The sequence below is a fragment of the Aeromonas oralensis genome, from assembly GCF_049665575.1.
Classification (GTDB): domain Bacteria; phylum Pseudomonadota; class Gammaproteobacteria; order Enterobacterales; family Aeromonadaceae; genus Aeromonas; species Aeromonas hydrophila.
The window spans coordinates 3,359,582-3,386,376 of the sequence record NZ_CP187186.1 but is presented as its reverse complement, the minus strand read 5'-3'; the positions used below and the strand labels follow the sequence as shown (position 1 = coordinate 3,386,376).

Here is a 26,795-nt window from a genome sequence, read left to right as displayed (position 1 = left end):
GAAAAGCGGGAGAACCGGTGGCCAACGGCAGCAAAACGGGCCCCTGCGTGGGGCCCGTGGTGTGGCTTGCCGATGGCAGAGGCGGCTTATTGGGCGGCCCGCACCAGGGTGACCGTCTCTTCCGCCAGCGCCGTCAGGGTCGGGCGCTGTTCGCGCACATATTGCACGAAGGAGGCCGCGTCGGTGCCGCAATCCATGCCGCTCGCCTTGCAGTCAAGCTGATGGCCGGCGGCATAGCGGGCGCTGAGCTGATCACTGCTCTGCTCCACCCGCTCGACCGGGAATGCCGTCAATTTGCCATCCTGCCAGGCGAGATCCTGGCGCTCGGCGCGCTGTGCCTGGGCACGGGCCAGCGCCTGCCAGCCGTCGTTGCCGTTGGCGCTGTAGGCGTTCATCACCACCCGGTAGCGCGTTGCATCCACCAGATCCTGCCACTGGCCGTCAGCGTCCTGCCACTGCAACTGGGTCAGGGCGCCGCGTTTGCCCGGCGTGGTCTCGGTGAAGGTGTAGCGCAGGTGACCGCCGTAGGGGAACTTGCCAGCGTGAGCGCTGGCGGGCAGGGTGGCGGTGATGGTCTCGGTCAAGAGGGCGCGCACGTCGGCGCCGGTCAGGGTGAGCACCGAGAGCTGGTTCTTGAATGGCAGCAGGGTGAGCGCCGCATCCCCTTCGCGCAGCTCGCCGGCCGGCAGATCGGCGCGCACGCCGCCCACCGCCAGCAGGGCGAAGTGAACCGGGCCGCCGGTCAGCGCCTGTACTGCCGGGGTATTGGCCCAGTAGTACTGACCTTCGGCCACCAGCGGGGCGACGTCGGAGCCGTGGCTGTCGCTGCCGTTGTCACCGGGGCGACGGGCATTTTGCAGGGCGGCCCGGCAGGGTGGCGATGACGGGGCCGAAGGCCTGCTCGAGGGCGGGCTTGTAGTGGCTGTCGATGATGCCGCGCAGGCGGGGATCCTCATCCACGGTCACCAGGTTGGGCTGGGCGTCGATGAACTTGGCTGCCTGCTTGCTGCGGGCCTCGTCCAGTGCCTGCTTGCGGGCGGGATCGGCGAAGAAGTCGCGGCTGGCCAGCAGCTGGTTCTGGCCCTTGCAGGCGATGACCCGGCCCTGGGCATCGAAGCTCACCTGAGCCAGTCCGATGGCCTGGGCATAGGAGCCGGCCTGCACCACACAGGTCATGCCGACCCCGTCCGGGTTGGTGACAAGCGCCGCGTACTCGCCGGTGTTGCCCCAGCCGATGTTGCGAAAATCGCCGAGCAGGCTGTGGGAGTGGCCGCCGACGATGGCGTCGATGCCGTTCACCTTGGCGGCCAGCGCCAGATCCCGCTGGTTGCCGATGTGGGTGAGCGCCACGATCTGGTTGATGCCGTGCTGGCGCAGCAGGTCCACCGTCGCCTGGGCGGAGGTGATTTCGTTGCCAAAGCGCAGCTTGCCGACGTTGGGGGAGATGTTGGCCATGTCCTCCAGCACCAGCCCCATCACGGCGACCAGCTGTTTGCCCTGGGGCAGGTTGTTGAGATCGCTGACCGGACTCTTCTGGTTGCCGTCGAAGGCGTAGATGACGAACGGCTTGAGATTGGTGGCGTGGCGCAGATCCGGATCGTCGCGGGTATCCAGGTTGGCGGCCAGCACCGGGAAGTTGACCCCCTGGATGAAGCGGGCGAGCTTCTGGTTGTCGAGATCGAATTCGTGGTTGCCAAGGGCCATGGCGTCGAGGCCGAACTGGCTCAGCAGCTCGGCGTTGGCCATCCCCTCGTTGAGCTTGAAGTAGCCGCTGCCTTGCCAGGCATCGCCGCCGTGCAGCAGCAAGATCGGCTGGTTCTTGGCCAGCGCATCGGCCTGGAAGGATTTCGCCATGGTGAGCAGGCGCGGATAGCCGCCGAAGCGTGTGTAGAGGGTGTCGGTCTCCCCCTGCTTGCCAAAGATGGGCCCCTTCAGCTCGGCGTTGACCGGGTCAAACTGGGAGTGAGTGTCGTTCATGTGAGCCAGGGTCAGCACGAAGGGCTGGCCTTCATTGCCGGGCTGACAGGCGAACAGGAAGCTGCAGAAGGCAAGGAGCAGCAGCGGGCGCAAGCGATTCATGGAACAATCCTTAACCTGCGACGGGGCAGGGCAGTACCGGGTGTAACTGGGACTAAAAAGACAAAAACCGCCAGCTGGCGGTTTTTGTCACAACAGGGTCTATCAATGCTCAAACATGGCAGAGATGGACTCTTCGTTGCTGATGCGGCGAATGGCTTCGGCCAGCACGGAAGAGAGCGTCAGCTGCTTGACCTTGTCGACCGCCTTCATCTCCGCGGTGAGCGGGATGGAGTCGGTGATGATCAGTTCGTCGATCACGGAGTTCTTGATGTTCTCCACGGCGGAACCGGAGAAGACTGGGTGAGTGGCGTAGGCGAATACACGCTTGGCGCCGCGCTCCTTGAGGGCTTCTGCGGCTTTGCACAGGGTGCCGCCGGTGTCGATCATGTCGTCGACGATGATGCAGTCGCGGCCGGCCACGTCACCGATCAGGTGCATGACCTGGGAGACGTTCGGGCGGGGACGACGCTTGTCGATGATGGCGATGTCGGTATCGTCCAGCAGCTTGGCGATGGCACGGGCACGTACCACGCCGCCGATGTCCGGCGACACGACCACGGGGGATTCGAGGTTCTTGGACTTCATGTCTTCCAGCAGCACCGGGCTGCCGAACACGTTGTCGACCGGGACGTCGAAGAAGCCCTGGATTTGTTCGGCATGCAGGTCAACGGTCAGCACGCGATCCACACCGACGCTGGAGAGGAAGTCGGCGACGACCTTGGCGGTGATGGGAACACGGGCGGAGCGGACGCGGCGGTCCTGACGGGCATAACCAAAGTAGGGGATAACGGCAGTAATACGGCCAGCTGAAGCACGACGCAGAGCATCCACCATCACGATCAATTCCATCAAATTGTCGTTGGTCGGGGCACAGGTGGATTGAATGATGAAGATATCGCCACCACGTACATTCTCGTTGATCTGTACGCTGATCTCGCCGTCGCTAAAGCGACCTACGGCAGCATTGCCGAGTTTGATAAACAGGCGATCTGCGATCTTCTGGGCTAGTTCCGGCGTTGCGTTACCAGCAAACAGCTTCATGTCAGGCACGGTTTGAAACCTCGGGGTTGCATCCAGTATGTGGGGAGTCTTATTCAGACCCTTATCGTTTTGGGGCAAACGATTTATCAAGTTGACGGGTCAGACCACTATAGGCTGCTTTCAGGCCAGGTGCCCACGTTGCATGCGGCAAGTCGGTTGAGCGTCGTGCTAGTCGACGCCCCGTCATCCATGATGACCAGTGACCTCCCGACAACGAGAGGGTAACGATGGATGCTGCAACCGGCGAGGGGGAGTGTGCACTCCCGGCAAGACTGCTGCGGCAGGTGAATCGATATACCCTGTTCGATGTTCAGGAGATGGCTGGGGTACTAGGATTCGAACCTAGGAATGGCGAGATCAAAACCCGCTGCCTTACCGCTTGGCGATACCCCAATCACTGACTTGTTGCAATGCAGCGAAGAGTGGTGATATGTTCTCGCCCTTGGCGACAAACCCATCCCATCCTTTCGGCACTTTTGCCAACACTTCCCGAGCAGCCACTTCGTCTTCAAACTGAGCAAAGACGCAGGCTCCTGTGCCCGTCATTCTTGACGGCGCGTATTCTAGCAACCAGCCGAGCGCATTGGCAACCTCGGGGTGGCGCTTTTTCACCAGCAATTCGCAATCGTTTTTCCACTCCCCTTCCAGCAGATTGTGCAATGCCATTTTCGGGGTATCTCTGGGCAGGTCCGGATCCTGGAACACGGCGGCGGTCGCCACATGGCAATCGGGCTTGAGCACCAGATACCAGGTACTCGGCAGCTCGACCGGCTGCAACCGTTCACCGACCCCCTCGGCAAAGGCGGCCTTGCCGCGTACGAACACCGGCACGTCGGCGCCCAGCTGCACGCCGAGCTCGGCCAGCTCGTCTTCACTCAAGCCGGCCCGCCACAGGTGGTTGAGGGCGACCAGGGTGGTGGCGGCGTCCGACGAACCGCCGCCGATGCCACCGCCCATGGGCAGCACCTTCTCCAGCCGGATATGGGCTCCCTGCGGGCTTGGCAGCCTGGCCTGCAGCAGGCGGGCGGCGCGGATGATCAGGTTCTGCTCGTCGGGTACGCCGGGAATGGCCGGGCTCAACGTGAGCTTGTCGCTTCCTGGGATCACATCGAACTCGAGCCAGTCGCCGTGGTTGAGGAAGATGAACAGGGTCTGCAGCTCGTGGTAGCCGTCCGGGCGACGGCCGTTGACGTGCAAAAAGAGATTCAGTTTGGCCGGAGCCGGCCAGCGCATGGCGCTCATGGGGGAGTCCTTGTCGATGGCCGCCATCAGCGGGTTATGGTCCACTGGTTGATCTGCAGCTTGAGGCGACTGCCCTGGCCGGTCATGGTGAGCAGGTGCGGCAGGCGGTAACCGTCCTGATCCCGGTAGTCGCCATAGACGATCTGCCACTGACCATCGCGGACGCTGGCCAGACTGCGGTCGGGGTTGAGCTCGAATTCGGCCTGACCCGGCAAGCCCTTGATCCACTCCGGCAGCCCGGCCACCGGAATATTCCAGCCGGTGAGCTGATAGATGAGCGCCTCGGCATCCTGGCTCTGGTGCGGGTTGCCCTCGTTGTCGATCAGGGTGATCTCGCCCTTGCTGCGGGAGAGCTCGAGGATGTGAGTGCCGATCAGGCTGGTGAGGTTGAGGCGATAGTCGTCGCCATCCTGCTGCCAGTTGACCCGGGCGCTGCCCTTTTGCTGGGCGGTGATGATGGCCATCTTGCCCGACAGCTGCCAGTGGCTGAGCTGCTCGAGGCGGGTACGTTCCTGCTGCCAGTTGACCTGATCACGCTGGGGTTGGGTAGTGGCGCAACCGGCCAGCAACAGCAGGCAGCCAAGGGTGAAAAGACGCAACAACAAGGTCATGCTCCGGAAAAGGTGATTTGCCACAGTATACGGGGCGGCCGTATTGCTTTTAAAGACTTACCCTTTCTCGTACAATTGGCAGCCTTTACTTCCAGCGCACAGATACGATCCACGCCCACTCATGAGTTTGCTTGCCCTCGGAATCAACCACAACACCGCCAGTGTCGCCTTGCGGGAGCGGGTCGCCTTCGGCCCGGACTGCATCGATCGCGCCTTGCGTGAGCTGGTCGCCCAACCCGGTGTAAGCGAGGCGGTGATCGTCTCGACCTGCAACCGCACCGAGCTTTACTGCAGCCTGGCGCAGGGGCAGGGCGAGCAGGTGTTGCAGTGGCTGCAGCGTTTCCACGGTCTGGATGCGGCCGAGGTGGTCTCCGCCATCTACCAGCATCAGGACGAGGAGGCGGTCCGCCACCTGATGCGGGTGGCCTGCGGGCTCGACTCCCTGGTGCTGGGAGAGCCGCAGATCCTGGGGCAGATCAAGCAATCCTACGCCCATGCCCAGCAGTCCGAGGCGGTGAAGGGGTCGCTGGAGCGGCTGTTCCAGAAATCCTTCTCGGTGGCCAAACGGGTGCGTACCGATACCGAGATTGGCGCCAGCGCCGTGTCGGTGGCCTTTGCCGCTGTGAGCCTGGGGCGGCGGATCTTCTCCGATCTCTCCCAGACCAAGGTGCTGCTGGTCGGCGCCGGCGAGACCATCGAACTGGTGGCCCGCCACCTGCGCGAGCAGAACGTCACCCAGATGATGGTGGCCAACCGCACCCTGCAGCGGGCCCAGCTGCTGGCCGAGGAGTTCGGCGCCCAGGTGATGACGCTTGAAGAGATCCCGGACTACCTGCATGAGGCGGACATCGTCATCAGCTCCACCGCGAGCCCGCTGCCCATCATCGGCAAGGGCATGGTGGAGCGCGCGCTCAAGGCTCGCCGCTTCAAGCCCATGTTCCTGGTGGACATCGCCGTGCCCCGCGACATCGAGGCGGAGGTGGACGAGCTCTCGGACGCCTATCTCTACACGGTGGACGACCTGCAGGGCATCATCGAGCAGAATCTCGAGACTCGCAAACGGGCCGCCGCCGAGGCTGAACTCATCGTGCAGGAAGAGCGCGACGACTTCATGGGCTGGTATCGCAGCCAGCACTCGGTGGATCTCATTCGCGATTACCGCCACCAGTCCCAACAGGTGGCCGACGAAGAGCTGCAGCGCGCCCTGCTGGCCCTGCAGCAGGGCGAGAATGCCGAGCAGGCGCTCAAGGCGCTGGCCCACCGCCTCACCAACAAGTTGATCCACGCACCGACCCAGGCCCTGCGCCATGCCGCGGCACAGGGGGATCACCACCAGCTGGCCCAGTTGCGCCAGGTGCTGGGGTTGTCACAAGAGTCATAGTTTTGGGGCGACCAGCCGGTCGTCCCGTCCTCCATCGAGAACACAAGATTTATGAACCCGTCACTGATCAGAAAGCTGGAAGGCCTCATCGAGCGCCACGAAGAAGTACAGGCCATGCTCGGCGAGCCGGACGTGGCCGCGGATCAGGATCGCTACCGCGCCCTGACCCGGGAATATGCCCAGCTGGAAGATATCGTTCACGCTTTCCAGCAATTCCGCCAGGCCGAAGAGAACCTGGACGCCACCCGCCAGATGCTGGAAGAGGATGATGCCGACCTGCGCGAGATGGCGCAGGAGGAGCTGCCGCTGGCCAAGGCGACTTTCGAGGAACAGGAGCAGGCGCTGCAGGTGATGCTGCTGCCGCGCGACCCCAAGGATGACAACAACTGCTACCTGGAGATCCGCGCTGGTGCCGGCGGTGACGAGGCGGCGATCTTTGCGGGCGATCTGTTTCGCATGTATTCGCGCTACGCCGAGCGCCAGGGCTGGCGGGTTTCCATCGTCAGCTGCAACGACGGCGAGCACGGCGGCTACAAGGAGGTGATCGCCAAGGTGGAGGGTGAGCACGTCTACGGCCGCCTCAAGTTTGAATCCGGTGGTCACCGGGTGCAGCGGGTGCCGGAAACCGAATCCCAGGGTCGGGTGCACACCTCCGCCTGTACCGTCGCCGTGCTGCCGGAAGTGCCGGAAGCCGAGCAGATCGAGATCAACCCCTCGGAGCTGAAGATCGACACCTTCCGCGCCTCCGGGGCCGGCGGTCAGCACGTCAACAAGACCGACTCCGCCATCCGCATCACCCACCTGCCCACCGGCCTGGTGGTGGAGTGCCAGGATGAGCGCTCCCAGCACAAGAACCGCGCCAAGGCGATGTCGGTGCTTTCCGCCCGTCTGCAGGCGGCCGAGGATGAGCGCCACCGCGCCGCCGAGCAGAGCACCCGCCGCAACCTGGTGGGGTCGGGAGATCGCTCCGAGCGTATCCGCACCTACAACTACCCGCAGGGGCGCCTCTCCGAGCACCGCATCAACCTCACCCTCTATCGCCTCGGCGAGATCATGGAAGGGGACCTGGACTGCGTCATCAGCCCGATGATCCAGGAGTACCAGGCCGATCAGCTCGCCTCCCTGGCCGAGAGCAACTGATGCAGATCCAGCAGGCTCGCGCCCACATCATGGCGACCCTGGCAGGGGGGAATCCCCCCGCGCGGATGCGGATGTGCTGCTCTGCCATCTGCTGGAGTGCCGGCGCAGCTACCTGATGACCTGGCCGGAGCGCGAGCTCGATGCCGCCCAGCAGGTGACCCTGCAGGGCTGGCTTGAACGCCGTCTTGAGGGGGAGCCCATCGCCCACCTGATTGGCGAGCGGGAGTTCTGGTCGCTGCCGCTCAAGGTGAGCCCGGCCACCCTGATCCCGCGCCCCGATACCGAGGTGCTGGTCGAGCAGGCGCTGGCGCGGCTGCCCGCAGGCCCCTGCGCCGTGCTGGATCTGGGCACCGGCACCGGCGCCATTGCACTGGCGCTCAAGTCGGAGCGACCGGATGCCGATGTATGGGCGGTGGACAGGATGCCGGCAGCGGCGGCCCTGGCCCGTGCCAACAGCGCCGCCCTTGGTCTGCCCATCGAGGTGCGCGACGGCAGCTGGTTTGAGCCGTTGGTCGATTCCTCATCAAGCAAGGCGCCGCGCTTTGCCATGATCGTCTCCAACCCGCCCTACATCGACGGGGCGGATCCGCACCTCGATGAGGGGGATGTGCGCTTCGAACCTCGCTCCGCCCTGGTGGCGGACGAGCAGGGGCTGGCGGATATCCGGCTGATCGTGGCGGGTGCGCCGACCCATCTGCTGCCGGGCGGCTGGCTGTTGCTGGAGCATGGCTGGCAGCAGGGGGAGGCGGTGCGTCAACTCCTGCTGCAACAGGGCTACCTTCAGGTGGAAACCGTGCGCGATTACGGCGATAACGAGCGGGTGACCCTGGGGCGGCTGGCTCAGTGATGATGACGGGCAGGCCGGGCCTGCCTTTGTTCAAGGACACGTTATGTATTTTGCTATCAAACATCTGCACCTGCTGCTAATAGGCTTGGCCGTGCTGATGTTCATGTTGCGCTTCTATTGGCTGCAGACCGGCTCGAACCGCGCCGCCAGCGCCCGAACCCTCAGGTTGAGCGGCTGGCTCAACGGCCTGGTGGTGCTCTCCGGCGTGCTGCTATGCATGGTGCTGGATCTCAACCCGCTCAACAACGCCACCCCCTGGCTCAGCGAAAAGCTGACCGCCATCCTGGTGGTGGCCTTTCTGGCCATGATGGCACTGCGCCTGGCCCGCAGTAACGGCATCCGCTGGTTTGCGTTTCTGGGAGCCCTCGGCTGGGTCTTCTTCATCGCCAAGCTGGCCGTCTACAAGCAGGCCAGCCTGTTCGGTTAAGGATGATGACGATGATACGCGTAGACGAATGGACCGATTTCGAAGCCCATGACATCGCCGAGCTGGCGCTGTCGGTGAGCGACGAGATCCATGGCATCAGCGGCCGCGGGACGGCGGAGCTGGCACGGCTCGACGCCTGGCTGGACGAGGCCATCGAGGAAGGGGATTGCGACCAGGTGCGCCGCCAGCTGCTGCAGGGCTTCTATCAGACTCTGGGCTTTCACGGCGACTGGCAGGACTACTTCTCGGTGGCCAACTGCGATCTGGCCCAGGTCCTGGCCCGCAAGCAGGGCATTCCGGTCAGCCTTGGTATCCTCATCATTCAGCTGGGGCGCAAGCTCGGGCTGGATGTGGAGGGGATCTGCTTCCCCGGCCACTTCCTGGTGAGCTTCGCCGGCAGCGAGGGGGAGGTTTATGTAGACCCCTTCACCGGCGACGAGCTGAGCCTGCACCACATCGAGCTGCTGCTGCGCGGGGCCCTCGGCAATCTGGCCACTCTCAGCTCGGATCACCTGCAGCCTGCGGGCCAGTGGGAGATCATCGAGCGGCTGCTCAACGTCAGCAAGGGTGCCCTGCTGCGGGAAGACCGGATGACCGAGGCGCTGCGCTGCAGTGAGCTGCTGCTACGGATGAAGCCCGGCGATCCGCTGGAGACGCGTGATCGCGGCTTCATCTACGAGCAGCTCGACTGCCCGCGCTTTGCTGCCGACGATTTTGAATACTTTATTGAACAGTGCCCGGACGATCCGGTGGCCGACGTGCTCAAGGCCCAGCTGGCAGCGCTGGATCTGAGCCCCAAGCCCCTCCACTGAGGGGAGGGTAACGGCCCCGTTGCATGGCGAGGCCCTGGCCGAATGAAGAGTCCCATGCCGTTGCATGCAAGGCCTGGGAAATGCAACCGACGAGTATCGAGGCCATGCTGCTTTGGGCAGCGCGGCCGGATGTGAATTCAAGCCCTGCAAGCCCTTTTACCTAAGGAAGCCTGAGATGGAACAGAAGAATATCAAGGTCAATGGCATCGACGTCGCCAACGACAAACCGTTCGTGTTGTTCGGCGGCATGAACGTGCTGGAATCGCGCGACATGGCGATGGCGGTGTGCGAGAAGTACGTGGAAGTGACCTCCAAGCTGGGTATCCCGTTCGTGTTCAAGGCGAGCTGGGACAAGGCCAACCGCTCCTCCATCCACTCCTATCGCGGTCCGGGTCTGGAAGAGGGGATGAAGATCTTCCAGGAGCTGAAAGCGACCTTCGGCATGCCGGTCATCTCCGATCTGCACGAGCCCCATCAGGCCAAACCGGTAGCCGAGGTGGTCGACGTCATCCAGCTGCCCGCCTTCCTGGCGCGCCAGACCGATCTGGTGGAGGCCATGGCCCGCACCGGCAACGTCATCAACATCAAGAAGCCGCAGTTCCTGAGCCCAAGCCAGATGAAGAACATCACCGACAAGTTCGAGGAGTGCGGCAACGACCGTCTGATCCTGTGCGAACGCGGTGCCAACTTCGGGTATGACAACCTGGTGGTGGACATGCTGGGGCTGGGCGTGATGAAGAAGAGCACCGGCGGCTACCCGGTCATCTTCGACGTGACCCACTCCCTGCAGTGTCGCGATCCCATGGGCGCTGCCTCCGGTGGTCGCCGCGAGCAGGTGACCGAGCTGGCCCGTGCCGGTATGGCGGTTGGTCTGGCCGGTCTGTTCATTGAATCCCACCCGGACCCCAAGATTGCCCGTTGCGACGGCCCGAGCGCACTGCCGCTGGAGAAGCTGGAAGGCTTCCTCAAGCAGATGAAGGCCATCGACGATCTCATCAAGGGTTTCGAGCCGCTCGATACTTCCATCTGAGTCAGGCCCCGCTGGCCCAATAAAAATGCCCCGCACTGCGGGGCATTTTTGTTTGCGGCCTGTTTTTATTTCTTTGGCCAGCATAAATCAATCACAGAATAAATACAGCCAGGTTTCCGTGGTGTTAATGTTGTTAAATCTGTTGTGTGATTGATGTCTATTAATTGCTTTTTTTAACATGGGAAAGTAGCCCCTGTTGTGATGAGGGAACGGCACGAACCGGGCGAAATAACACTATTTCGTCACGGATTGCTGCATGCGTATTTCTGCCATGACACATCTCATTAAATTGACAGGACGTTAAGAATGCAGAAAAAAATAGTCAGCAGCCTGTATTTTCAGGTGTTGTTAGCGATCACCCTCGGGGTCATTCTGGGACATATATATCCAGATCTCGGTGCGGACATGAAACCGCTGGGGGATGGTTTCGTTAAATTAATCAAAATGATCATCGCCCCGGTTATATTCTGCACCGTGGTGACCGGTATTGCCGGCATGGAGAGCATGAAAGCGGTGGGTAAAACCGGCGCCATCGCGCTGCTCTATTTTGAAGTGGTCAGCACCATCGCCCTCATCATCGGGCTGTGCGTGGTCAACCTGCTGCAACCGGGGGCGGGCATGAACGTCGACCCCGCCACGCTGGACGCCAGCGCCATCTCGGCCTATGCCGAGCAGGCCAAGGCACAGGGCATCATCCCCTTCCTGCTGGACGTGATCCCGGGCAGCGTGATCGGCGCCTTCGCCAGCGGCAATATTCTGCAAGTGCTGTTATTTGCGGTGCTGTTTGGCTTCTCCCTGCACCATATCGGCGAGAAGGGTAAAGTGATATTCAATGTCATTGACAGCTTCTCCCAGGTTATTTTCGGGATCATCAACATGATCATGCGGTTGGCACCGGTCGGGGCATTTGGTGCGATGGCCTTTACCATCGGAAAATATGGTATTGGCTCGCTGGTTCAGCTCGGACAATTAATTGCCTGCTTCTACATGACCTGCCTGCTGTTTATTTTCCTGGTGCTGGGAAGTATTGCCAGAGCGAATGGCTTCAGCATCCTGCGCTTTATTTCCTATATCCGGGAAGAGCTGCTGATCGTGCTGGGAACTTCCTCTTCTGAATCCGTATTGCCGCGCATGCTGGTGAAGATGGAGGCGCTCGGCTGCAAGAAGTCGGTGGTGGGGCTGGTGATCCCGACCGGTTACTCCTTCAACCTGGACGGCACCTCCATCTATCTGACCATGGCGGCCATCTTCATCGCCCAGGCCACCAACACCCCGCTCGATCTGTTCCAGCAAATCACCTTGCTGGTGGTGCTGCTCATCTCCTCGAAGGGCGCCGCCGGGGTGACCGGCAGTGGCTTCATCGTGCTGGCGGCCACCATCTCGGCGGTGGGCCACCTGCCGTTGGCCGGGCTGGCGTTGATCCTCGGCATCGATCGCTTCATGTCGGAGGCCCGCGCTCTGACCAACCTCATCGGCAACGGGGTGGCAACCCTGGTGGTGGCCCGTTACTGCGATCAGCTCGATGAGCAGCAGATGCACGAGGCGCTGAGCAACCCGCCACAAGCCGTCAAGCTGGATCAGCATTGAGCCGCCGATGCCCGCCTGTCGAGCAAGGGCCGCCAACGCGAGTAGGTGAATTCAAGCCATAAAAAAACGGCCCAAACGGGCCGTTTTTCATGATACCGGTTGCTGCAGAGCGACTTACAGGCTCTGGGTGAAGGTACGGGTCACCACGTCACGCTGCTGTTCCGGGGTCAGTGCGTTGAAGCGCACGGCGTAGCCGGAGACACGGATGGTCAGCTGCGGGTACTTTTCCGGGTTGGCGATGGCGTCTTCCAGAGTCTCGCGACGCAGGACGTTGACGTTCAGGTGCTGGCCACCTTCGACAGCCGGCTCGGCTTGTACCGGCAGTTCACGGTATTCGAACTGGCCCAGGTCAGAGACGCTGACTTCCTGATCGGCGGCGAAGGTGTCGCCTTTGGCGCAGATGCAACGAGCCTGTTGCTTCTCTTCGTCCAGCAGCCAGAACGAGTTCAGCAGAGCGGCGTTGGCAGACTGGGTGATTTGGATGCCCTTGATCATGGTATGACTCCTCATAGGAAAGCGGATTCAACTGTAAGGAAATTACCCTGATGTATTTAAACCACCGGGATGATTTAAAGGGCCCTTGCCTTACACCTTTACTTTGTTGGGTCATATATACCACGATGGTAATATTACGAAAATTGATCTAAATCAAAAAATTCTCGGTTTGCGCGAGCTTGAAGGGATTAAATTATTGAGATTAATCAAAAAGAGGTCATTTTTCTGATTATGTAAGATATCTGAATTATGCATCTTCTATTAATTAAATCTAGTAATTTAACTACATGTTTTAAGGTTTGTGTCATGGATGAGCCGACCTCATCTTCTCTGTGGGGGCATCGGGGCCAAGCCTGCGGTGAAGGTGGCGGGGCCAGGTTTGCCCTTCCTGGTGCTCACACATCTATATAAGGTTGCCTTGGCATAAGGCTGCCTCAGCCGAGCCGCCGATTGCCACGGTCAAGGTGACCCCGCTGCCCACAGTGGCAGGGAGAGCTGGGTGAGTGGGAGGTTGTCATGCCGTTGCCATGCAGTTGCCGTTCGGGGGCGAGGGGACTCGGAAGAGGGTGCCAAGGTTGCGTCCCGGGGGCTGGCCCCCTATCCTGAGCGCCTTGCCGCATTAATGAGGGCATGGTGATGCCAGCACTGGCCCAGCACCATGTCCTGCCGCATTTAGCGAGGATGGCGGCGTGCTGGCTCGCATGGCCCAAGCCGCATGCCGCAAAACCCGCCGTATTCATCGAGGATAGTGGCGCGCCGACCCGCATCAGACGGTGTGACCCTGCACGGGGTAACAGGGCGTCCATCCGGACAGATTCAATGAGGAGATTGGGGTGCAGACCTGGACTGATGTGATTGGCTCCGAGAAGGAGCAGGACTATTTCAAGGCGACCCTGGCGACCGTCAGGAGTGAGCGGGAGGCGGGCAAGGTGATCTATCCGCCGGCGACCGACGTGTTCAATGCCTTCAAGCTGACCGAGCTGGATCAGGTCAAGGTGGTGATCCTGGGTCAGGACCCGTATCACGGCCCCAATCAGGCACACGGCCTCTGCTTCTCTGTGTTGCCCGGGGTGCGCACGCCCCCCTCGCTGGTCAACATCTACAAGGAGATGCAGCGGGATCTGCCGGGTTTTGTCACACCCAGTCACGGCTTTCTGGAGTCCTGGGCCAAACAGGGGGTGCTGCTGCTCAATACCGTGCTGACGGTCCAGGCGGGCCAGGCCCACTCCCATGCACATCTGGGCTGGGAGACCTTCACCGACCGGGTCATCGAGCAGATCAATGCCAGCTGTCATGGGGTAGTCTTCCTGCTGTGGGGGGCCCATGCCCAGAAGAAGGGTCGCTTCATCGACAGGCAGCGGCATCACGTGCTGAGCGCGCCGCATCCCAGCCCGCTCTCTGCTCATCGCGGTTTCATCGGCTGCGGCCACTTCTCCGAAACCAACCGGCTGCTGAGCCAGCAGGGGATGAGCCCCATCAACTGGCACTCGGTCTGCGAGTGAGGGGCCGGTGGCTGACGAGCGGGGGCATGAACAGGGGGCGGCATTGTGCGTTACCCGCTGTTTTGTCTGCAGATGACTTGATTGAGTGCAAAGTTGGCGCGATAAATGACCGTATACTCGAAACAGGATCGTCTCATTTCAGCGCAAGGAGTGCCCATGCTAGCCAGTCTGCACAAGGACCATCTCAACATCGCCAGGTTGCTGGATCTGCTCAAACACAAGCTCGCCGCCATTCGCGACGAACAGCGGGTCAGCTATTTCCTGATCCGCGATGTGGTGGATTACCTGAGGGAGGTGTCGGACAAGTATCACCATCCAAAGGAAGACATCATTTATGACTACTACCTCAAGTACCGGGTAGTGGAGGGGGACGTCGCCAACCGGCTGCAGGCCGAGCATGCCAAGTTGCTGGAGGCCGGCGCCGAACTCAAGGAGATGGTGGAGATGATCCTGATGGATGCGGTGATCCCGCTCGATCAGTTTACCGCCAAGCTGGAGCAGTTCGTGGCGCTGCAGGAGGCGCACATGAACTATGAGGAGGGGGTCATCTTCCCTCATCTGCGCGACTCGCTGACCGAGGATGACTGGCGCCACCTCGAACAGATCTGGCAGAACCGCGCCATCGGGGATCCGTTGTTCGGGCCCGAGATCAGCCAGCACTTTCAGGCACTGGCCAAGCGCCTGTCGCTGCCGCTCTCTTCCTGAGGGGTAACACGCTCTTAAAAAACAAGGCCCCGGTTAACCGGGGCCTTGTTTTTACAGTTCGATCTCGTCTGAGAGACCTTCGTAGGCGATGTCGATGGATTGCAGCTCCTTCTGCAGGCGGTGCTTGTCTTTCAACGCCTCAATCTCACGCCATTTACGTTTCTTTCCCGTTGTCCCGCGGCTACGTGAACCGAGCTCAACTACATCGTCATATTCGAAGTTGAACATTTCCATGGCTCCCTCCTTGGTTATTCTCGTTTTCACCATCCGTATAACATAACGGCATTGAAAATAAAACGTTTTCGTGACGAACGCATGACAAGGGTCCGGCGCCCATAAAAAAACCGGGTTCCCTTGCGGGAACCCGGTCTTCATCGGCTCATGACGGCTCTTATCAGAGGTGGCTGGCCAGCATGGTTTCCAGCTTGCCCTGGTCGATGGCAAACATGCGGATGCCTTCGCCCAGCTTCTCGTGGGCCATGGCGTCCTGGTTCAGTTCCCAGCGGAATTCGGCTTCGGTCATCGGAGCCGGTTTGGCTTTGCGCTCGCCGGTGTAGTTCAGCTTGCGTACCACGGCGCCTTCGGTCTTGCTCAGCTCTTCCAGCAGGGCCGGGCCAATGGTCAGACGGTCGCAGCCGGCCAGTTCCAGGATCTCGCCGGTGTTACGGAAGCTGGCGCCCATGACCACGGTCGGGTAGTCGTGCTGCTTGTAGTAGTCGTAGATGGAGGTGACGGAAACCACGCCCGGATCTTCGCTGGCGGTGTAGTCACGGTTGTGCTTGGCCTTGTACCAGTCGAGGATGCGACCGACGAACGGGGAGATCAGGAAGGCGCCGGCTTCGGCACAGGCACGAGCCTGGGCGAAGGAGAACAGCAGGGTCAGGTTGCACTGGATGCCCTCTTTCTCCAGCACCTCGGCGGCACGGATGCCTTCCCAGGTAGAGGCCAGCTTGATCAGGATGCGATCGTTGCTGATACCGGCTTCGTTGTAGAGACGGATCAGTTTGCGGGCCTTGGCGATGCTGGCCTGGGTATCGAAGGAGAGACGGGCATCCACTTCGGTGGAGATGCGGCCCGGGACGATTTTCAGCACTTCCAGGCCGATGTTGACCGCCAGCTTGTCGCCCGCGTCGATGATTTGCTGTGCCTTGTCCTGGCTCTGGGCTTTGGCCCAGTTGATGGCGTCTTCGATCAGCGCCGCGTATTCGGGGATCTCGGATGCCTTCAACACCAGAGAGGGGTTGGTGGTGGCATCGATGGGCTGGTAGCGCTTGATGGCTTCGATATCACCGGTGTCGGCGACAACTGTGGTCAGGGCTTTCAGCTGGGTTAATTTATCGGCCATGGCAAATATCATCTCTTTATGAGGGCGCACTCTTCTTGCAAAGGGTGCTGGCTCGGGGGTGGCGGGCGTGAGACGACAGTTCTGAAATAAAATTACAAAATCCCGGCGACTCAGGCTCAGAAAAGCGCGATGGGTGTGCCCCATCGTCATTGCCTGCCTAATTAATACGGATGTGGCTCATCCTGCAATAGGGGGGGCTGTATGCTTATCAGCCACTCCCTGGCCGCAGTGGGAAAGAGTGGTCAAAAGTATTTGATAAAAAACGACTTTTATCCTTTTTGCCGGAGTGAATTTAATGGGTGCCAAAAACAACTTTTTTGGTTGATTATCGGTTTTGTGGCATCGATCACACAAATTGTCCGATCAACCTCTTGAAATTTTATTACGTGTAAAACGTTTGGCGAAACAAGAGGGTTTTGACAGCCCGGATGGGTAAACGCTTGCGTAATGGTTTGCCCCCTTCTCTGCTTGCTCTACCTCTATATAGATAATTGCCAAAAAGTGCTCTTTTGGGTCTAATTTGTCGACTGATTGATTGAATTCTCAGTTTTGTTGAAATTTTGCGAGTTAAATGAAGCTTTAATGCACTGGATCGCTCGTTTTTTGTTTCCGCAGTGATCCCGATCACTATTCTGAACTCCCTCGCTATGCTAGATTCCGCCCCTTTAGTGAACCGCAAATTCAGAAACAGACAGCAAGGGGTCAGCGCAGACTGACCATGGATGTGATAACAACGAGAGAAATATGGACACCTTGATCGCAATGATTAACGACCTGATGTGGGGAGCCGTGCTCATCTACCTGCTCATCGGCGTCGGCATCTTCTTTACTTTCCGCCTGGGTTTTATCCAGATCCGCCACTTCGGCCACATGTTCTCCGTCTTGCGCAACAGCCGCAAATCAGACAACGCCGGCATCTCCTCCTTCCAGGCCCTCTGTACCAGCCTTGCCGCCCGCGTGGGTACCGGCAATCTGGCCGGGGTGGCGGTGGCCATCTATCTGGGTGGCCCGGGTGCCATCTTCTGGATGTGGCTGATCGCTTTCATCGGCATGGCGACCGCCTTCGTCGAGAGCACCCTGGCCCAGCTCTACAAGGTCAAGGATGAGGATGGCAACTACCGTGGCGGCCCCGCCTACTACATGGAGCGCGGTCTCGGCATGCGCTGGATGGGTGTATTGTTCTCGCTCTGTCTGATCCTGGCGTTCGGTCTGGTGTTCAACGCGGTTCAAGCCAACTCCATCAGCCTGGCGATGAACGTGGCCTTCGGTATCCCCGACTGGGTCAGCGGTCTGGCGCTGGTGGTGCTCTCCGGTCTCATCATCTTCGGTGGCATTCGCGGCATCGCCCGTTTCGCCGAGCTGGTCGTGCCCTTCATGGCGCTGGCCTACATTCTGATGGCGCTGTTCGTGGTGGCCATGAACATCAGCGAGCTGCCGGGGGTATTCAGCCTCATCATCAAGTCCGCCTTCGGTCTTGAGCAGGCCGGCTCCGGTGCACTGGGCTACGCCATCTCCCAGGCGATGATCAACGGCATCAAGCGCGGCCTCTTCTCCAACGAGGCAGGTATGGGCTCCGCTCCCAACGCCGCCGCGACCGCGACCCCCTATCCGCCGCACCCGGCTTCCCAGGGTTATGTGCAGATGCTGGGGGTATTCCTCGACACCATCGTCATCTGTACCTGTACCGCCGCCATCATCCTGATGTCCGGCCAGTTTGAACCGGGCTCCGGCATCACCGGGGTGGAGCTGACCCAGCGGGCGCTCTCCTCCCAGATCGGTGGCGGTGGCAACATTTTCATCGCGGCGGCGATCTTCTTCTTCGCCTTCACCTCCATCGTGGCGAACTACTCCTACGCCGAGACCAACCTGGTGTTCCTCGAGCACAACCACAAGGGCGGCCTGATGCTGTTCCGGATGTTCGTGCTGGGCATGGTGATGTTCGGTTCGGTGGGCGAGCTGCCGACGGTGTGGGCCATGGCGGACGTCTCCATGGGGCTGATGGCCATCGTCAACCTGGTGGCGATTCTGCTGCTCTCCGGGGTGGCCATCAAGCTGGCGCGGGACTACAACGACCAGCTCAAGCTGGGCAAGGTGCCCACCTTCGATGCCAACAAGTACCCCGAGATCCGCAGCCAGCTGGAAGAGGGGATCTGGGACAATCCGGCGCAAAACAGCAAGCAGGCATAAGCCTCGCAGTCGCCGTTCTCTGACAACAAGGGGAGCCAGTGGCTCCCCTTTCGTTTGGCTCTGTCCCAGTTATGTGTTGAAAGGCTAATCTTGAAGTAGGTCATCACCTTGAGGGCCTCCACCATGGATACCCAAGCCTTTCAACACCTACTGTCCCTCTTCCCATTACTCACTTTGCGTCAGCGTCGTCTCGCGCAACATGAACTCACCACCCCTCACCCCATCACCTCGTTGGCCACTCAACTGCCCGCATGCCAATGCTGCCCTCACTGTCAGGCCGAGGCCACACAGTTGGCTCCCTGGGGCTGGTCTCGCGGGCTGCGCCGTTATCGCTGCAAGCAGTGTTTGCGCACCAGTTCCGTTCTCACCAACACGCCTCTCGCCCGACTTCGCAAGCCACAATGCTGGGAAGACTATGCTCAGGCCCTCATCGAAGGTCTGACCGTCCGGCAGGCGGCGCTCCGCTGTGGGGTCGGTAAAAACACCGCCTTTTTATGGCGCCACCGCTTCCTGAAGGCCATGGCTAGCCACCAGGCGGTACGGGAAGAGGGTATCGTCGAGGTCGATGAGACCTTCTTCTTAGCGTCGTTCAAAGGACAGCGCGGATTGCCCCGCCCGGCCCGCCATCGTGGAGGCAAAGGCTGTACCCGAGGCACAGGGCCGGATTACATCCCGGTGATGGTGGTGCAAGACAGAGCAGGTCACCTGGCTGACTTCCAGTTGGAGCAGCTGAATGCCAGGGCAGTTAAGGCGGTGCTTGAGCCGCTTATCGCCCCGGATGCCGTCCTGTGCAGCGATGGCGCTGGGGTGTATGCCAGTTTCAGCAAGTCGCAGGGCATGACCCACCAAGTGGTGCACAACCGTGCGGGAGAGCGAGTGGTAGGTGCATATCACATCCAACATGTGAACGGGTACCACAGGCGATTGAAGGAGTGGATGGAACGGTTCCATGGGGTCGCGACCCACTATCTGAGGAATTATCTGGGTTGGCGAAGGATGTTGGAGCGCTATGGGCGGGAAGTGAATATCTCATGTTGCTTGCATGAGGCGCTGGGGCGCCCCATGCAACACGTAATTGGGACATAGCCTTTCGTTTGGGCACCGTTTGCACTGCCGTCAGTGGCGGGCATCCCAGCGCCGACAGATCTGGCGCAGTCGTCGTCGCAGCTGGCGCAAGGTACGGTGGCGCTGTGCAGCCGACAAGGGGGCATAACGCCAGCGCCGGTAGAGCCAGGCCCCCTGTTGCAGCGGCCGCGCCAAGGCAGGTCTGAGGCCGGCGAGGCGCTCGCACCAGCTGGCCAGGCTCTCTCCCGCCAAGGGCTGCCAGCCATGGCGCGCGGCGCGCAGGCGCAGAGGCTGCCATAGCCGCAGGGGCAGCGGAGCAGGGCCGCGCCAGATCAGCAGGCCACCTACCAGGCTGGCCACCCCCAGCAGGGCGGCCAGGATCAGCCAGTGGGTATGGCCGGCCAGCACCGGCCAGCGTTGCCCCAGCTGCTGCCACAGGCTGGCGGCATCATAGTTGAGCACCCAGCGGGTCCATTGGTAGTCGAGATTGGCCCCCCACCAGCGCAGCTGGTTGAGCAGGGCCCAGTTGCGATAGCGCTGCAAGGAGAGCGGGTCGGCAGCGGCGAACTCGCCGCCAAGGGCCGCCGGCATGCCTCCCTCGATGCGCTGAGGAGCCACCGCGGCGGTGGGGTCGAGCCGCTGCCAGCGGTTCTGCTCATCCAGATACTCCACCCAGGCGTGGGCATCAAACTGATGCACCTCCAGATAGTTGCCCCTCGGATTCCACTCACCGCCGAGGTAGCCGGTCACCAGCCGGGCCGGGACGCCGGCCGCCCGCAGCACGAAGGCGGTGGCCGTGGCGTAGTGACCACAAAAGCCGCGCCGGCTCTCGAACAGAAAATCATCCACTCCGTCTTGTCCCAGCCGCGGCGGCTGCAGGGTGTAGTAGAAGGCGCCCTGGCGAAACTCGCCCAGCAGGGCGGCTGCCAGCGCCTCTGGCGTCGGATGGCGGGCCTTGAGCGCCTGGGCGTGGGCCCGGGCCTTGGGGTTGCCGTCGGCGGGCAACTGCAGGTTGAGGTGACGGGCAGCGTCATCGGCTGGTGGCGCCATGGCGGCCGTGCTGACCCGGTAACTGACGCGGCCATCCCCCCGATCCTGGCGATAGAGGGTGGCGAGGGGGCTCAAGGTGACAGGGCCATTCAACACCTCGGGGTTGGCCTGGGCCAGGGTCCAGCGCAGGCGCTGGGGTTCGGCGATCACCTGATAGCTGCCGGCCGGCAGCGGCGTCGCCGGGTTAGCCACCGGCAGCATCTGCACGGATTGGGATTGTTGCCAGCGGCGCACCTGCTCGCTGAGCAACCAGCGCCGGCCATCGAACAGCTCCTGGCGCATCACGGGAAAATAGCGCTCCTGGGGTTGGGGCGGCGCAGCGGCGAAGGTGATGCGAAAGGCCAGCTCGGAGGAGTTGACCAGCTCGCCGATGTCGCCGGGGGCCACCTCCTCCGAGAGGCCGGAGAGGGCCCGGCTGCTGCTCGGCATCTGCCACAGCGGTGCCAGCCTTGGCAGCAGCAGAAACAGGGTGAGCTGCAGGGGGATGGCCAGCAGCAGGATGAGCCCGGCACGGTGCCACAGCCGCTGGGCGAGGGGCTGCACTGCCGCCAGCAAGGTGGTGACAGCCAGCCAGAGCGCCCCCGTCATCGCCAGGGCCCACCCCATGCTTTGCCGCTGCACCAGCGCCAGCGCGACGAGAAAGAAGGCGAGCAGCAGCACCTGCTCCACATCCCGCTCTCGCCGTACCTCGATGAGCTTGAGGCCGTATCCGAGCCAGAGCAGATTGATGAGGGCCGGCAAGGTGCCGAGCTGGCGCCACTGCCAGCCAAGCAGCGCCACGCCCAGCATGGCCAGCAGTGCCAGCGCGGCGGCAGGCGGCGGACGCCAGCCCCGCCACAGCATCATGGCCCGCACGCCCAGGGTAAGCAGTGAAACAGCCACCACCCAGAGTTGCAGCTGGGGCCAGAGAGCCGGGATCAGCAGCAGTTGCAGCAGGGCGAGCAGCGGCAGCAGGCGCCGGTTATTTAGCAACATCGAGGTCGACCTCCTGCTGCGACGCCACGGCATCGACGCGGGCCAGCGCCAGCCGGCAGTGCTGCAAAAAGGCGGCGCCGCTGTTCGGCCCGAGCGTCCGGCCCGCCAGCGTCAGGCTGAAGGGAATGCCCCGCTTGGTGTAGTCGTCACACCACCAGGCGAGCACCGCCAGCCGCTGCTCCAGATCCCGGCCGCCGACCCGCTGCAGGTTGAGGTGGGTATCATCCTGCCTCGGCTCGCAGAACTGCTTCACCAGCAGGCCGCGTCCCTGGGCGAGCTGCTTCCAGGCGACCCGGCTCAGCGGCTCCCCGCTCTGGTGGGCCCGCAGCATGTCGAAATCCCCCATCGAGGCCGGGGTGGGCAGCCCCCGGCTGCCCGCCGCATCGGCCGTTGCCTCCCCGCACAGGGGGCCATACTCGGGGGCCGGGGCGAGCCAGCCCTCCAGTTGCAGGTCCAGCAGCGACCAGCAGCGAAACAGGCCGAGGGGGTAGCGGCTCTCCACCCGCAGCCTCTCCAGCGGCAGGCGTCCGCGCCGGGGGCCCAGCACCGGCAGGAGCAGGGGTTGGGGCACCGCATCCACCTGCGCCAGCCAAAGCCGCCCTTCATTGAGGGAAAATTGCAGAGCCTGCAGCGGCCGTTCGCTGCGCACCGTGATGGGCATGGGCAGGGGGCTGCCCGCCTCTCCCAGCACGGCAGGCCCCCCCAGCAGAGACAGCCCCAGCAGGTTGCGGTGGGTGAGCCACATGGTGACCATGAACAGGCTGCCGAGGCCGTAGGCCACCAGCAACACCAGGTTGTTCTGGTAGTTGGTGCCGAGCAGATAGATGGCCAGCATCACCAGCAGATACCAGAGGCCGAGCCGGGTGGGCAGGATGAACAGGCAGCGCCCCTGCAGGGTGATCTGGCGGGCCGGCGGGATGCGCCGGGCCAGCCAGCCTTGTTGCCACCTGGCCCTGCGCTGGCGCCAGTTCATCAGGGGCGATCCGGATCGACCCGGGCCAGCAGGCGCTGGCTCAGCGGGCAGGCTTCGCCGCGCTGCACCCCAAAGCTGCCCCTGAGCCTGTGCTCGGCCACGTAGGGGAAGACCGCCTGCACATCCTCCACGCTGACGAAGCGGCGGCCCGCCACCAGCGCCCAGGCCCGGCTCACCGCCAGCAGGGTCTGGGCGGCGCGGGGCGAGAGCGGTTGCGGCAGGTCGGCGTCGAAGCGGCTCTGCTGCACCAGCGCCAGCAGGTAGTCGAGGCTGGCATCGGAGAGGTGGATCTGCGCCGCCTCGGCCTGCAGAGTGGCCAGCTCGGCGGCGCTCAGCTGCCGCTCGAGGGGCGCGCTCTGGCTGGCCCCGCGCAGCAGTCGACGCTCTGCTTCTTGCGTGGGAAAACCGAGGGAGAGGCGTACCGCGAAGCGATCGAGCTGGGATTCCGGCAGGGGATAGGTGCCCGCTTGATCCGCCGGGTTCTGGGTGGCGATGACGAAGAAGGGGGAGGGCAGCGGGTGGCTCTCTCCCTCTATGCTGACCTTGCCCTCTGCCATGGCCTCCAGCAGGGCGCTCTGCACCTTGGGGCTGGCGCGGTTGATCTCGTCCGCCAGCAGTACCTGGGCGAAGACGGGGCCCGGATGAAAGCGAAACTGCTGCTGGTGGGGATCAAAGATCTGCAGCCCCAGCAGGTCGGCCGGCAGCAGATCGGCGGTGAACTGCACCCGCCGGCAGTCGAGCCCCAGCACCTGCGCCAGGGCATGGGCCAGGGTGGTCTTGCCCATGCCGGGCAGATCCTCGATCAGCAGGTGGCCGCGGGCCAGCAGGGTCACCAGCGCTATCTTGAGCTGCAACGGCTTGCCGAGGATCACCAGCTCCAATGCCGTCAGCAGCCGGGTTATCTGTGGTTGTGTCTGCACGTGCGCCTCCCTGTGTGATGCCGCTTCTACAGCTTATACGCCCGTTGCTGGGCAAGAGGGGCAAGTCATGGATAACTCATTGAATCTGGATGATTTGGCTGGCGACTTCACACTGACTTCACCTAGGCTCATACTCGGCACACGCAGGCCGGGTAGGCTGACAGCTCCTGAACATACTGAGATTTTTGCCATGAAACAGACCAGATCCCTGCCACTGCTGGCCCTCGGCACCCTGCTGCTTGCCCCGCTCTCCCTGGCGGCCCCCGTCGATCCGCTGAACGCTGTGGTGGATGACGCCATCCGCCCCATGCTCAAGCAGCACAGGATCCCGGGCATGGCGGTCGCCGTGCTGAAGGGGGGACAGGCCCACTACTTCAACTACGGGCTGGCCGATATGGCGGCCGGGAAGAAGGTCAGCGAGCAGACTCTGTTCGAGATTGGCTCGGTCAGCAAGACCTATACCGCCACCCTCGGGGCCTACGCCGTGGTCAAGGGGGGATTGGGCTGGAGGACAAGGTGAGCCGGCACGCGCCCTGGCTCAAGGGCTCCGCCTTTGATGGCGTTACCATGGCCGAGCTCGCCACCTACAGCGCCGGCGGGCTGCCGCTGCAATTCCCCGACGAGGTGGAATCGGTCGAGCAGATGCAGGCTTACTATCGCCAGTGGACGCCGGCCTATCAGCCGGGCAGCCATCGCCAGTACTCCAACCCCAGTATCGGTCTGTTCGGCTATCTGGCGGCGAGCAGCCTGCAGCAGCCGTTTGCCCAGTTGATGGCGCAGACCCTGCTGCCCGGGCTCGGCGTGCATCACACCTATCTCGAGGTGCCGAAGCAGGCCATGGCGAGTTATGCCTATGGCTATTCGAAAGAGGACAAGCCTATCAGGGTCAATCCCGGCATGCTGGCCGACGAGGCCTACGGCATCAAGACCAGCTCGGCGGATCTGCTCGCCTTCGTGAAGGCCAATATCAGCGGGGTTGATGACAAGGCGTTGCAGCAGGCCATCTCCCTGACCCATCAAGGGCGCTACTCGGTCGGCGAGATGACCCAGGGGCTGGGCTGGGAGAGTTACGCCTATCCCGTCAGCGAGCAGACGCTGCTGGCGGGCAACTCCTCGGCGGTGATTTACAATGCCAACCCGGTCAAACCTGTTGCCGCGTCCCAAGAGACGGGGGGGCGCGACTCTACAACAAGACCGGCTCGACCAACGGCTTTGGTGCCTATGTGGCCTTCGTGCCTGCCAAAGGGATCGGCATCGTCATGCTGGCCAACCGCAACTACCCCAACGAGGCCAGGATCAGCGCGGCCCATGCCATTTTGAGCCAGCTGGCCCCCTGATCCGCCACACTTGGCGGACGGCCCACGGGTCGCCAACACCATATTGAAAAACGCCGGCCAGTCCGGCGTTTTTTTATGCATAGAGGGTTGGCAGCGGGAAAAACAGATCCGTTTGCACCAATAAAACTAATGTGGTTTCATTAGAAAACTTCACCTGTTGCAACAAGTGAAGTGTGATCGGCTATTGGTTTGCGTTAATGGCAGTGTCTTATCATGCCATCTGTCGATTTTTCGGCTTTTGCAATTGTCGCGAGAGTATCCGGTGTGCGATGACGGGTGCAAACGGCTGCCAGCCCGTTGTCAAACGCCTGCGGAATATTGTGCCGGGCATGAAGTCGCCCGATCCCCCACCTTATCGTGTCAGGAGCCATCCGGCTTATTCCCAGCCCTGCCAGCTGACCATCCACCGCTGCGAGCACAGTGGTGATCACCACAGACAGAGGTGCCCGTGCACACTTATCCGTGCGGCGGCCCCATATCACACCAATAAAAAACACCAAGACAGGTAGGTTAGCATGCGTCCATCGGCCCCGACCGGGTTGTTGCAACAGCCCAAACCCTTTTTCATGATCTTCTTCGTCGAACTCTGGGAGCGTTTCGGTTATTACGGCGTCCAGGGGATCCTGGCGGTGTTCTTCGTCCAGCAACTGGGATTTTCACAGGAGCAGTCATTCATCACCTTCGGTGCCTTCTCGGCACTGGTATATGGCCTCATCTCGGTGGGCGGCTATGTGGGCGACCATGTGCTGGGCACCAAGCGCACCATGGTGCTGGGGGCCATCGTGCTGGTCATCGGCTATTTCATGACCGGCATGTCCATCTACAATCCCGACCTCATCTTCTATGCACTGGGCACCATCGCCGTCGGCAACTGCCTGTTCAAGGCCAACCCCGCCAGCCTGCTCGCCAAGTGCTATGAGCGTGGCGATCCCCGGCTGGATGGGGCCTTCACCCTGTTCTACATGTCGATCAACATCGGCTCGCTCATCTCGCTGTCGCTGGCGCCGGTCATCGCCGATCACTACGGCTATACGGTGACCTACAACCTGTGCGGGGTGGGTCTGGTCATCGCGCTGCTGACCTTCTTCGCCTGCCGTCACATGGTCAGGGACATCGGCTCCGAGCCCGACCATCTGCCGCTCGATTACGGCAAGCTGCTGCTGGTCTTGCTGGGGTCGGTGGCGCTGGTCTTCTTCTGCGCCTGGCTGATGCACCACGTGGTGATCGCCAACATGGTGCTGATGACGGTGACCCTGGCCGTGGTGATCTTCTTCTTTCGTGAGGCCTTCAAGCTCGATGCGGTGGCTCGCAACAAGATGTACGTGGCCTTCGTGCTGATGTTGGAAGCCGTGGTGTTCTACGTGCTCTACGCCCAGATGCCGACCTCGCTCAACTTCTTTGCCATCAACAACATGCATCACGAGATGCTGGGGATGAGCGTCAACCCCATCAGCTTCCAGGCGCTCAACCCCTTCTGGGTGGTGGTAGGCAGCCCGGTGCTGGCGATGATCTATACCCGGCTGGGCAGCAAGGGGCGCGATCTCACCATGCCCCTCAAGTTCACTCTGGGCATGCTGTTCTGCTCCCTCGGCTTTCTCACCGCGGCGGCGTCCGGCATCTGGTTTGCCGATGCACAGGGGCTCACCTCACCCTGGTTCATGGTGCTCATTTATCTGTTCCAGAGTCTGGGAGAGCTGATGATCAGCGCCCTGGGGCTGGCGATGGTGGCGGCATTGGTGCCGCAGCGGCTGATGGGTTTTATCCTGGGGATGTGGTTCCTGACCCAGGCGATGGCCTCTTTGCTGGGGGGCTATGTGGCGACCTTTACCGCCGTGCCGCAAGGGGTGACCGATCCGCTGCAGACCCTGCCCATCTACACGGACGTATTTGGCAAGATTGGGCTGGTGACGCTGCTGGTGGCGGTGGTAATGGCGCTGATGGTGCCCTGGCTCAACCGCATGATGCATGCCGGTCAGGGTGAAGAAGGGGAGGATTTGCTCTCGCAACAGGCCAAGGCCTGATGCAGGCATGGGGAGGGGCAGGA

20 protein-coding genes, 1 tRNA gene and 3 pseudogenes are annotated in these 26,795 nt (G+C 61.9%); 13 read left to right on the top strand and 11 right to left on the bottom strand.

All coding sequences use genetic code 11. The features are described from left to right. Positions 1-86 precede the first annotated feature (86 nt). The 5 genes and pseudogenes from ACPDZI_RS15605 to lolB form a co-directional block, all read right to left on the bottom strand. Positions 87-2,079: pseudogene (locus ACPDZI_RS15605) on the bottom strand (bifunctional metallophosphatase/5'-nucleotidase). 102 nt (positions 2,080-2,181) lie between these two features. After that, entirely contained in the window at positions 2,182-3,129 is a 948-nt protein-coding gene (locus ACPDZI_RS15600) for a ribose-phosphate pyrophosphokinase (protein WP_005298464.1), read from the bottom strand. Positions 3,130-3,438: 309 nt separating this feature from the next. Next, positions 3,439-3,513, bottom strand: a tRNA-Gln gene (locus ACPDZI_RS15595). Continuing rightward, positions 3,493-4,362, bottom strand: coding sequence for a 4-(cytidine 5'-diphospho)-2-C-methyl-D-erythritol kinase (gene ispE / locus ACPDZI_RS15590; protein ID WP_076360549.1), 870 nt, complete (start codon positions 4,360-4,362; stop codon positions 3,493-3,495). Before ispE ends, ACPDZI_RS15595 begins: the two co-directional genes overlap by 21 nt. Before the next feature lie 26 nt (positions 4,363-4,388). Beyond that, positions 4,389-4,973 (bottom strand): lipoprotein insertase outer membrane protein LolB, encoded by a 585-nt coding sequence (gene lolB / locus ACPDZI_RS15585; protein WP_011706937.1) that lies wholly within the window; start codon positions 4,971-4,973, stop codon positions 4,389-4,391. Positions 4,974-5,094: 121 nt separating this feature from the next. Between lolB and hemA the strand changes: the two genes are divergently transcribed. The 7 genes and pseudogenes from hemA (at position 5,095) to ACPDZI_RS15550 (ending at position 12,197) form a co-directional block, all read left to right on the top strand. After that, positions 5,095-6,354: a glutamyl-tRNA reductase gene (hemA, locus tag ACPDZI_RS15580; RefSeq protein ID WP_016351604.1), complete on the top strand. Its 1,260-nt coding sequence runs from the start codon at positions 5,095-5,097 to the stop codon at positions 6,352-6,354. Positions 6,355-6,405: 51 nt separating this feature from the next. After that, positions 6,406-7,494, top strand: a complete 1,089-nt coding sequence (prfA, locus tag ACPDZI_RS15575; RefSeq protein ID WP_011706935.1) for a peptide chain release factor 1 — start codon at positions 6,406-6,408, stop codon at positions 7,492-7,494. Further along, positions 7,494-8,341 (top strand): annotated as a pseudogene (gene prmC, locus ACPDZI_RS15570) (peptide chain release factor N(5)-glutamine methyltransferase). Before prfA ends, prmC begins: the two are co-directional and overlap by 1 nt. 43 nt (positions 8,342-8,384) lie before the next feature. Next, positions 8,385-8,768 (top strand): SirB2 family protein, encoded by a 384-nt coding sequence (locus ACPDZI_RS15565; RefSeq protein ID WP_016351602.1) that lies wholly within the window; start codon positions 8,385-8,387, stop codon positions 8,766-8,768. Positions 8,769-8,779: 11 nt separating this feature from the next. After that, the gene (locus ACPDZI_RS15560) at positions 8,780-9,580 is read left to right on the top strand and encodes a SirB1 family protein (RefSeq protein WP_010633228.1); all 801 of its coding nucleotides are present in this window, start codon (positions 8,780-8,782) and stop codon (positions 9,578-9,580) included. Positions 9,581-9,755: 175 nt separating this feature from the next. Further along, positions 9,756-10,610, top strand: coding sequence for a 3-deoxy-8-phosphooctulonate synthase (kdsA, locus tag ACPDZI_RS15555; RefSeq protein WP_011706931.1), 855 nt, complete (start codon positions 9,756-9,758; stop codon positions 10,608-10,610). 306 nt (positions 10,611-10,916) lie between these two features. Continuing rightward, complete coding sequence (locus ACPDZI_RS15550) at positions 10,917-12,197, top strand: dicarboxylate/amino acid:cation symporter (protein ID WP_029299389.1); 1,281 nt, start codon at positions 10,917-10,919, stop codon at positions 12,195-12,197. 114 nt (positions 12,198-12,311) lie between these two features. On the opposite strand, the gene grcA is transcribed toward ACPDZI_RS15550, so the two are convergent. Further along, positions 12,312-12,692: an autonomous glycyl radical cofactor GrcA gene (grcA, locus tag ACPDZI_RS15545; RefSeq protein ID WP_011706929.1), complete on the bottom strand. Its 381-nt coding sequence runs from the start codon at positions 12,690-12,692 to the stop codon at positions 12,312-12,314. A gap of 833 nt (positions 12,693-13,525) precedes the next feature. Between grcA and ung the strand changes: the two genes are divergently transcribed. Both ung and ACPDZI_RS15535 read left to right on the top strand, forming a co-directional pair. Further along, positions 13,526-14,194 carry a uracil-DNA glycosylase gene (ung, locus tag ACPDZI_RS15540; RefSeq protein ID WP_146062976.1) on the top strand — a complete coding sequence of 223 codons (669 nt, stop codon included), beginning with the start codon at positions 13,526-13,528 and terminating at the stop codon, positions 14,192-14,194. Between the two features lie 156 nt (positions 14,195-14,350). After that, complete coding sequence (locus ACPDZI_RS15535; RefSeq protein WP_011706927.1) at positions 14,351-14,899, top strand: hemerythrin domain-containing protein; 549 nt, start codon at positions 14,351-14,353, stop codon at positions 14,897-14,899. A gap of 51 nt (positions 14,900-14,950) precedes the next feature. On the opposite strand, the gene ACPDZI_RS15530 is transcribed toward ACPDZI_RS15535, so the two are convergent. Next, positions 14,951-15,133: a DUF3545 family protein gene (locus ACPDZI_RS15530; RefSeq protein ID WP_016351599.1), complete on the bottom strand. Its 183-nt coding sequence runs from the start codon at positions 15,131-15,133 to the stop codon at positions 14,951-14,953. 160 nt (positions 15,134-15,293) lie between these two features. After that, entirely contained in the window at positions 15,294-16,244 is a 951-nt protein-coding gene (gene tal / locus ACPDZI_RS15525) for a transaldolase (protein ID WP_146062977.1), read from the bottom strand. Between the two features lie 744 nt (positions 16,245-16,988). Between tal and ACPDZI_RS15520 the strand changes: the two genes are divergently transcribed. Together ACPDZI_RS15520 and ACPDZI_RS15515 are read left to right on the top strand one after the other, a co-directional pair. Next, the gene (locus ACPDZI_RS15520; protein ID WP_041218405.1) at positions 16,989-18,431 is read left to right on the top strand and encodes an alanine/glycine:cation symporter family protein; all 1,443 of its coding nucleotides are present in this window, start codon (positions 16,989-16,991) and stop codon (positions 18,429-18,431) included. Positions 18,432-18,554: 123 nt separating this feature from the next. Then, the gene (locus ACPDZI_RS15515; protein ID WP_331412788.1) at positions 18,555-19,517 is read left to right on the top strand and encodes an IS1595 family transposase; all 963 of its coding nucleotides are present in this window, start codon (positions 18,555-18,557) and stop codon (positions 19,515-19,517) included. Between the two features lie 30 nt (positions 19,518-19,547). Here ACPDZI_RS15515 and ACPDZI_RS15510 read toward each other — a convergent pair whose 3' ends face one another. The 3 genes from ACPDZI_RS15510 to ACPDZI_RS15500 are packed head-to-tail and all read right to left on the bottom strand — an operon-like array spanning position 19,548 to position 23,414. Next, positions 19,548-21,521 carry a transglutaminaseTgpA domain-containing protein gene (locus ACPDZI_RS15510; RefSeq protein WP_438833438.1) on the bottom strand — a complete coding sequence of 658 codons (1,974 nt, stop codon included), beginning with the start codon at positions 21,519-21,521 and terminating at the stop codon, positions 19,548-19,550. Then, positions 21,508-22,494, bottom strand: a complete 987-nt coding sequence (locus tag ACPDZI_RS15505; protein WP_438833437.1) for a DUF58 domain-containing protein — start codon at positions 22,492-22,494, stop codon at positions 21,508-21,510. The genes ACPDZI_RS15510 and ACPDZI_RS15505 overlap by 14 nt, the downstream gene beginning before the upstream one ends. Then, positions 22,494-23,414: an AAA family ATPase gene (locus ACPDZI_RS15500; protein ID WP_438833436.1), complete on the bottom strand. Its 921-nt coding sequence runs from the start codon at positions 23,412-23,414 to the stop codon at positions 22,494-22,496. The genes ACPDZI_RS15505 and ACPDZI_RS15500 overlap by 1 nt, the downstream gene beginning before the upstream one ends. Before the next feature lie 190 nt (positions 23,415-23,604). On the opposite strand from ACPDZI_RS15500, the pseudogene ampC reads away from it, so the two are divergent. Continuing rightward, positions 23,605-24,751: pseudogene (gene ampC, locus ACPDZI_RS15495) on the top strand (FOX/MOX family class C beta-lactamase). A 515-nt stretch (positions 24,752-25,266) separates the two neighbouring features. Then, entirely contained in the window at positions 25,267-26,772 is a 1,506-nt protein-coding gene (gene dtpB, locus ACPDZI_RS15490) for a dipeptide/tripeptide permease DtpB (RefSeq protein WP_011706918.1), read from the top strand. Positions 26,773-26,795 lie beyond the last annotated feature (23 nt).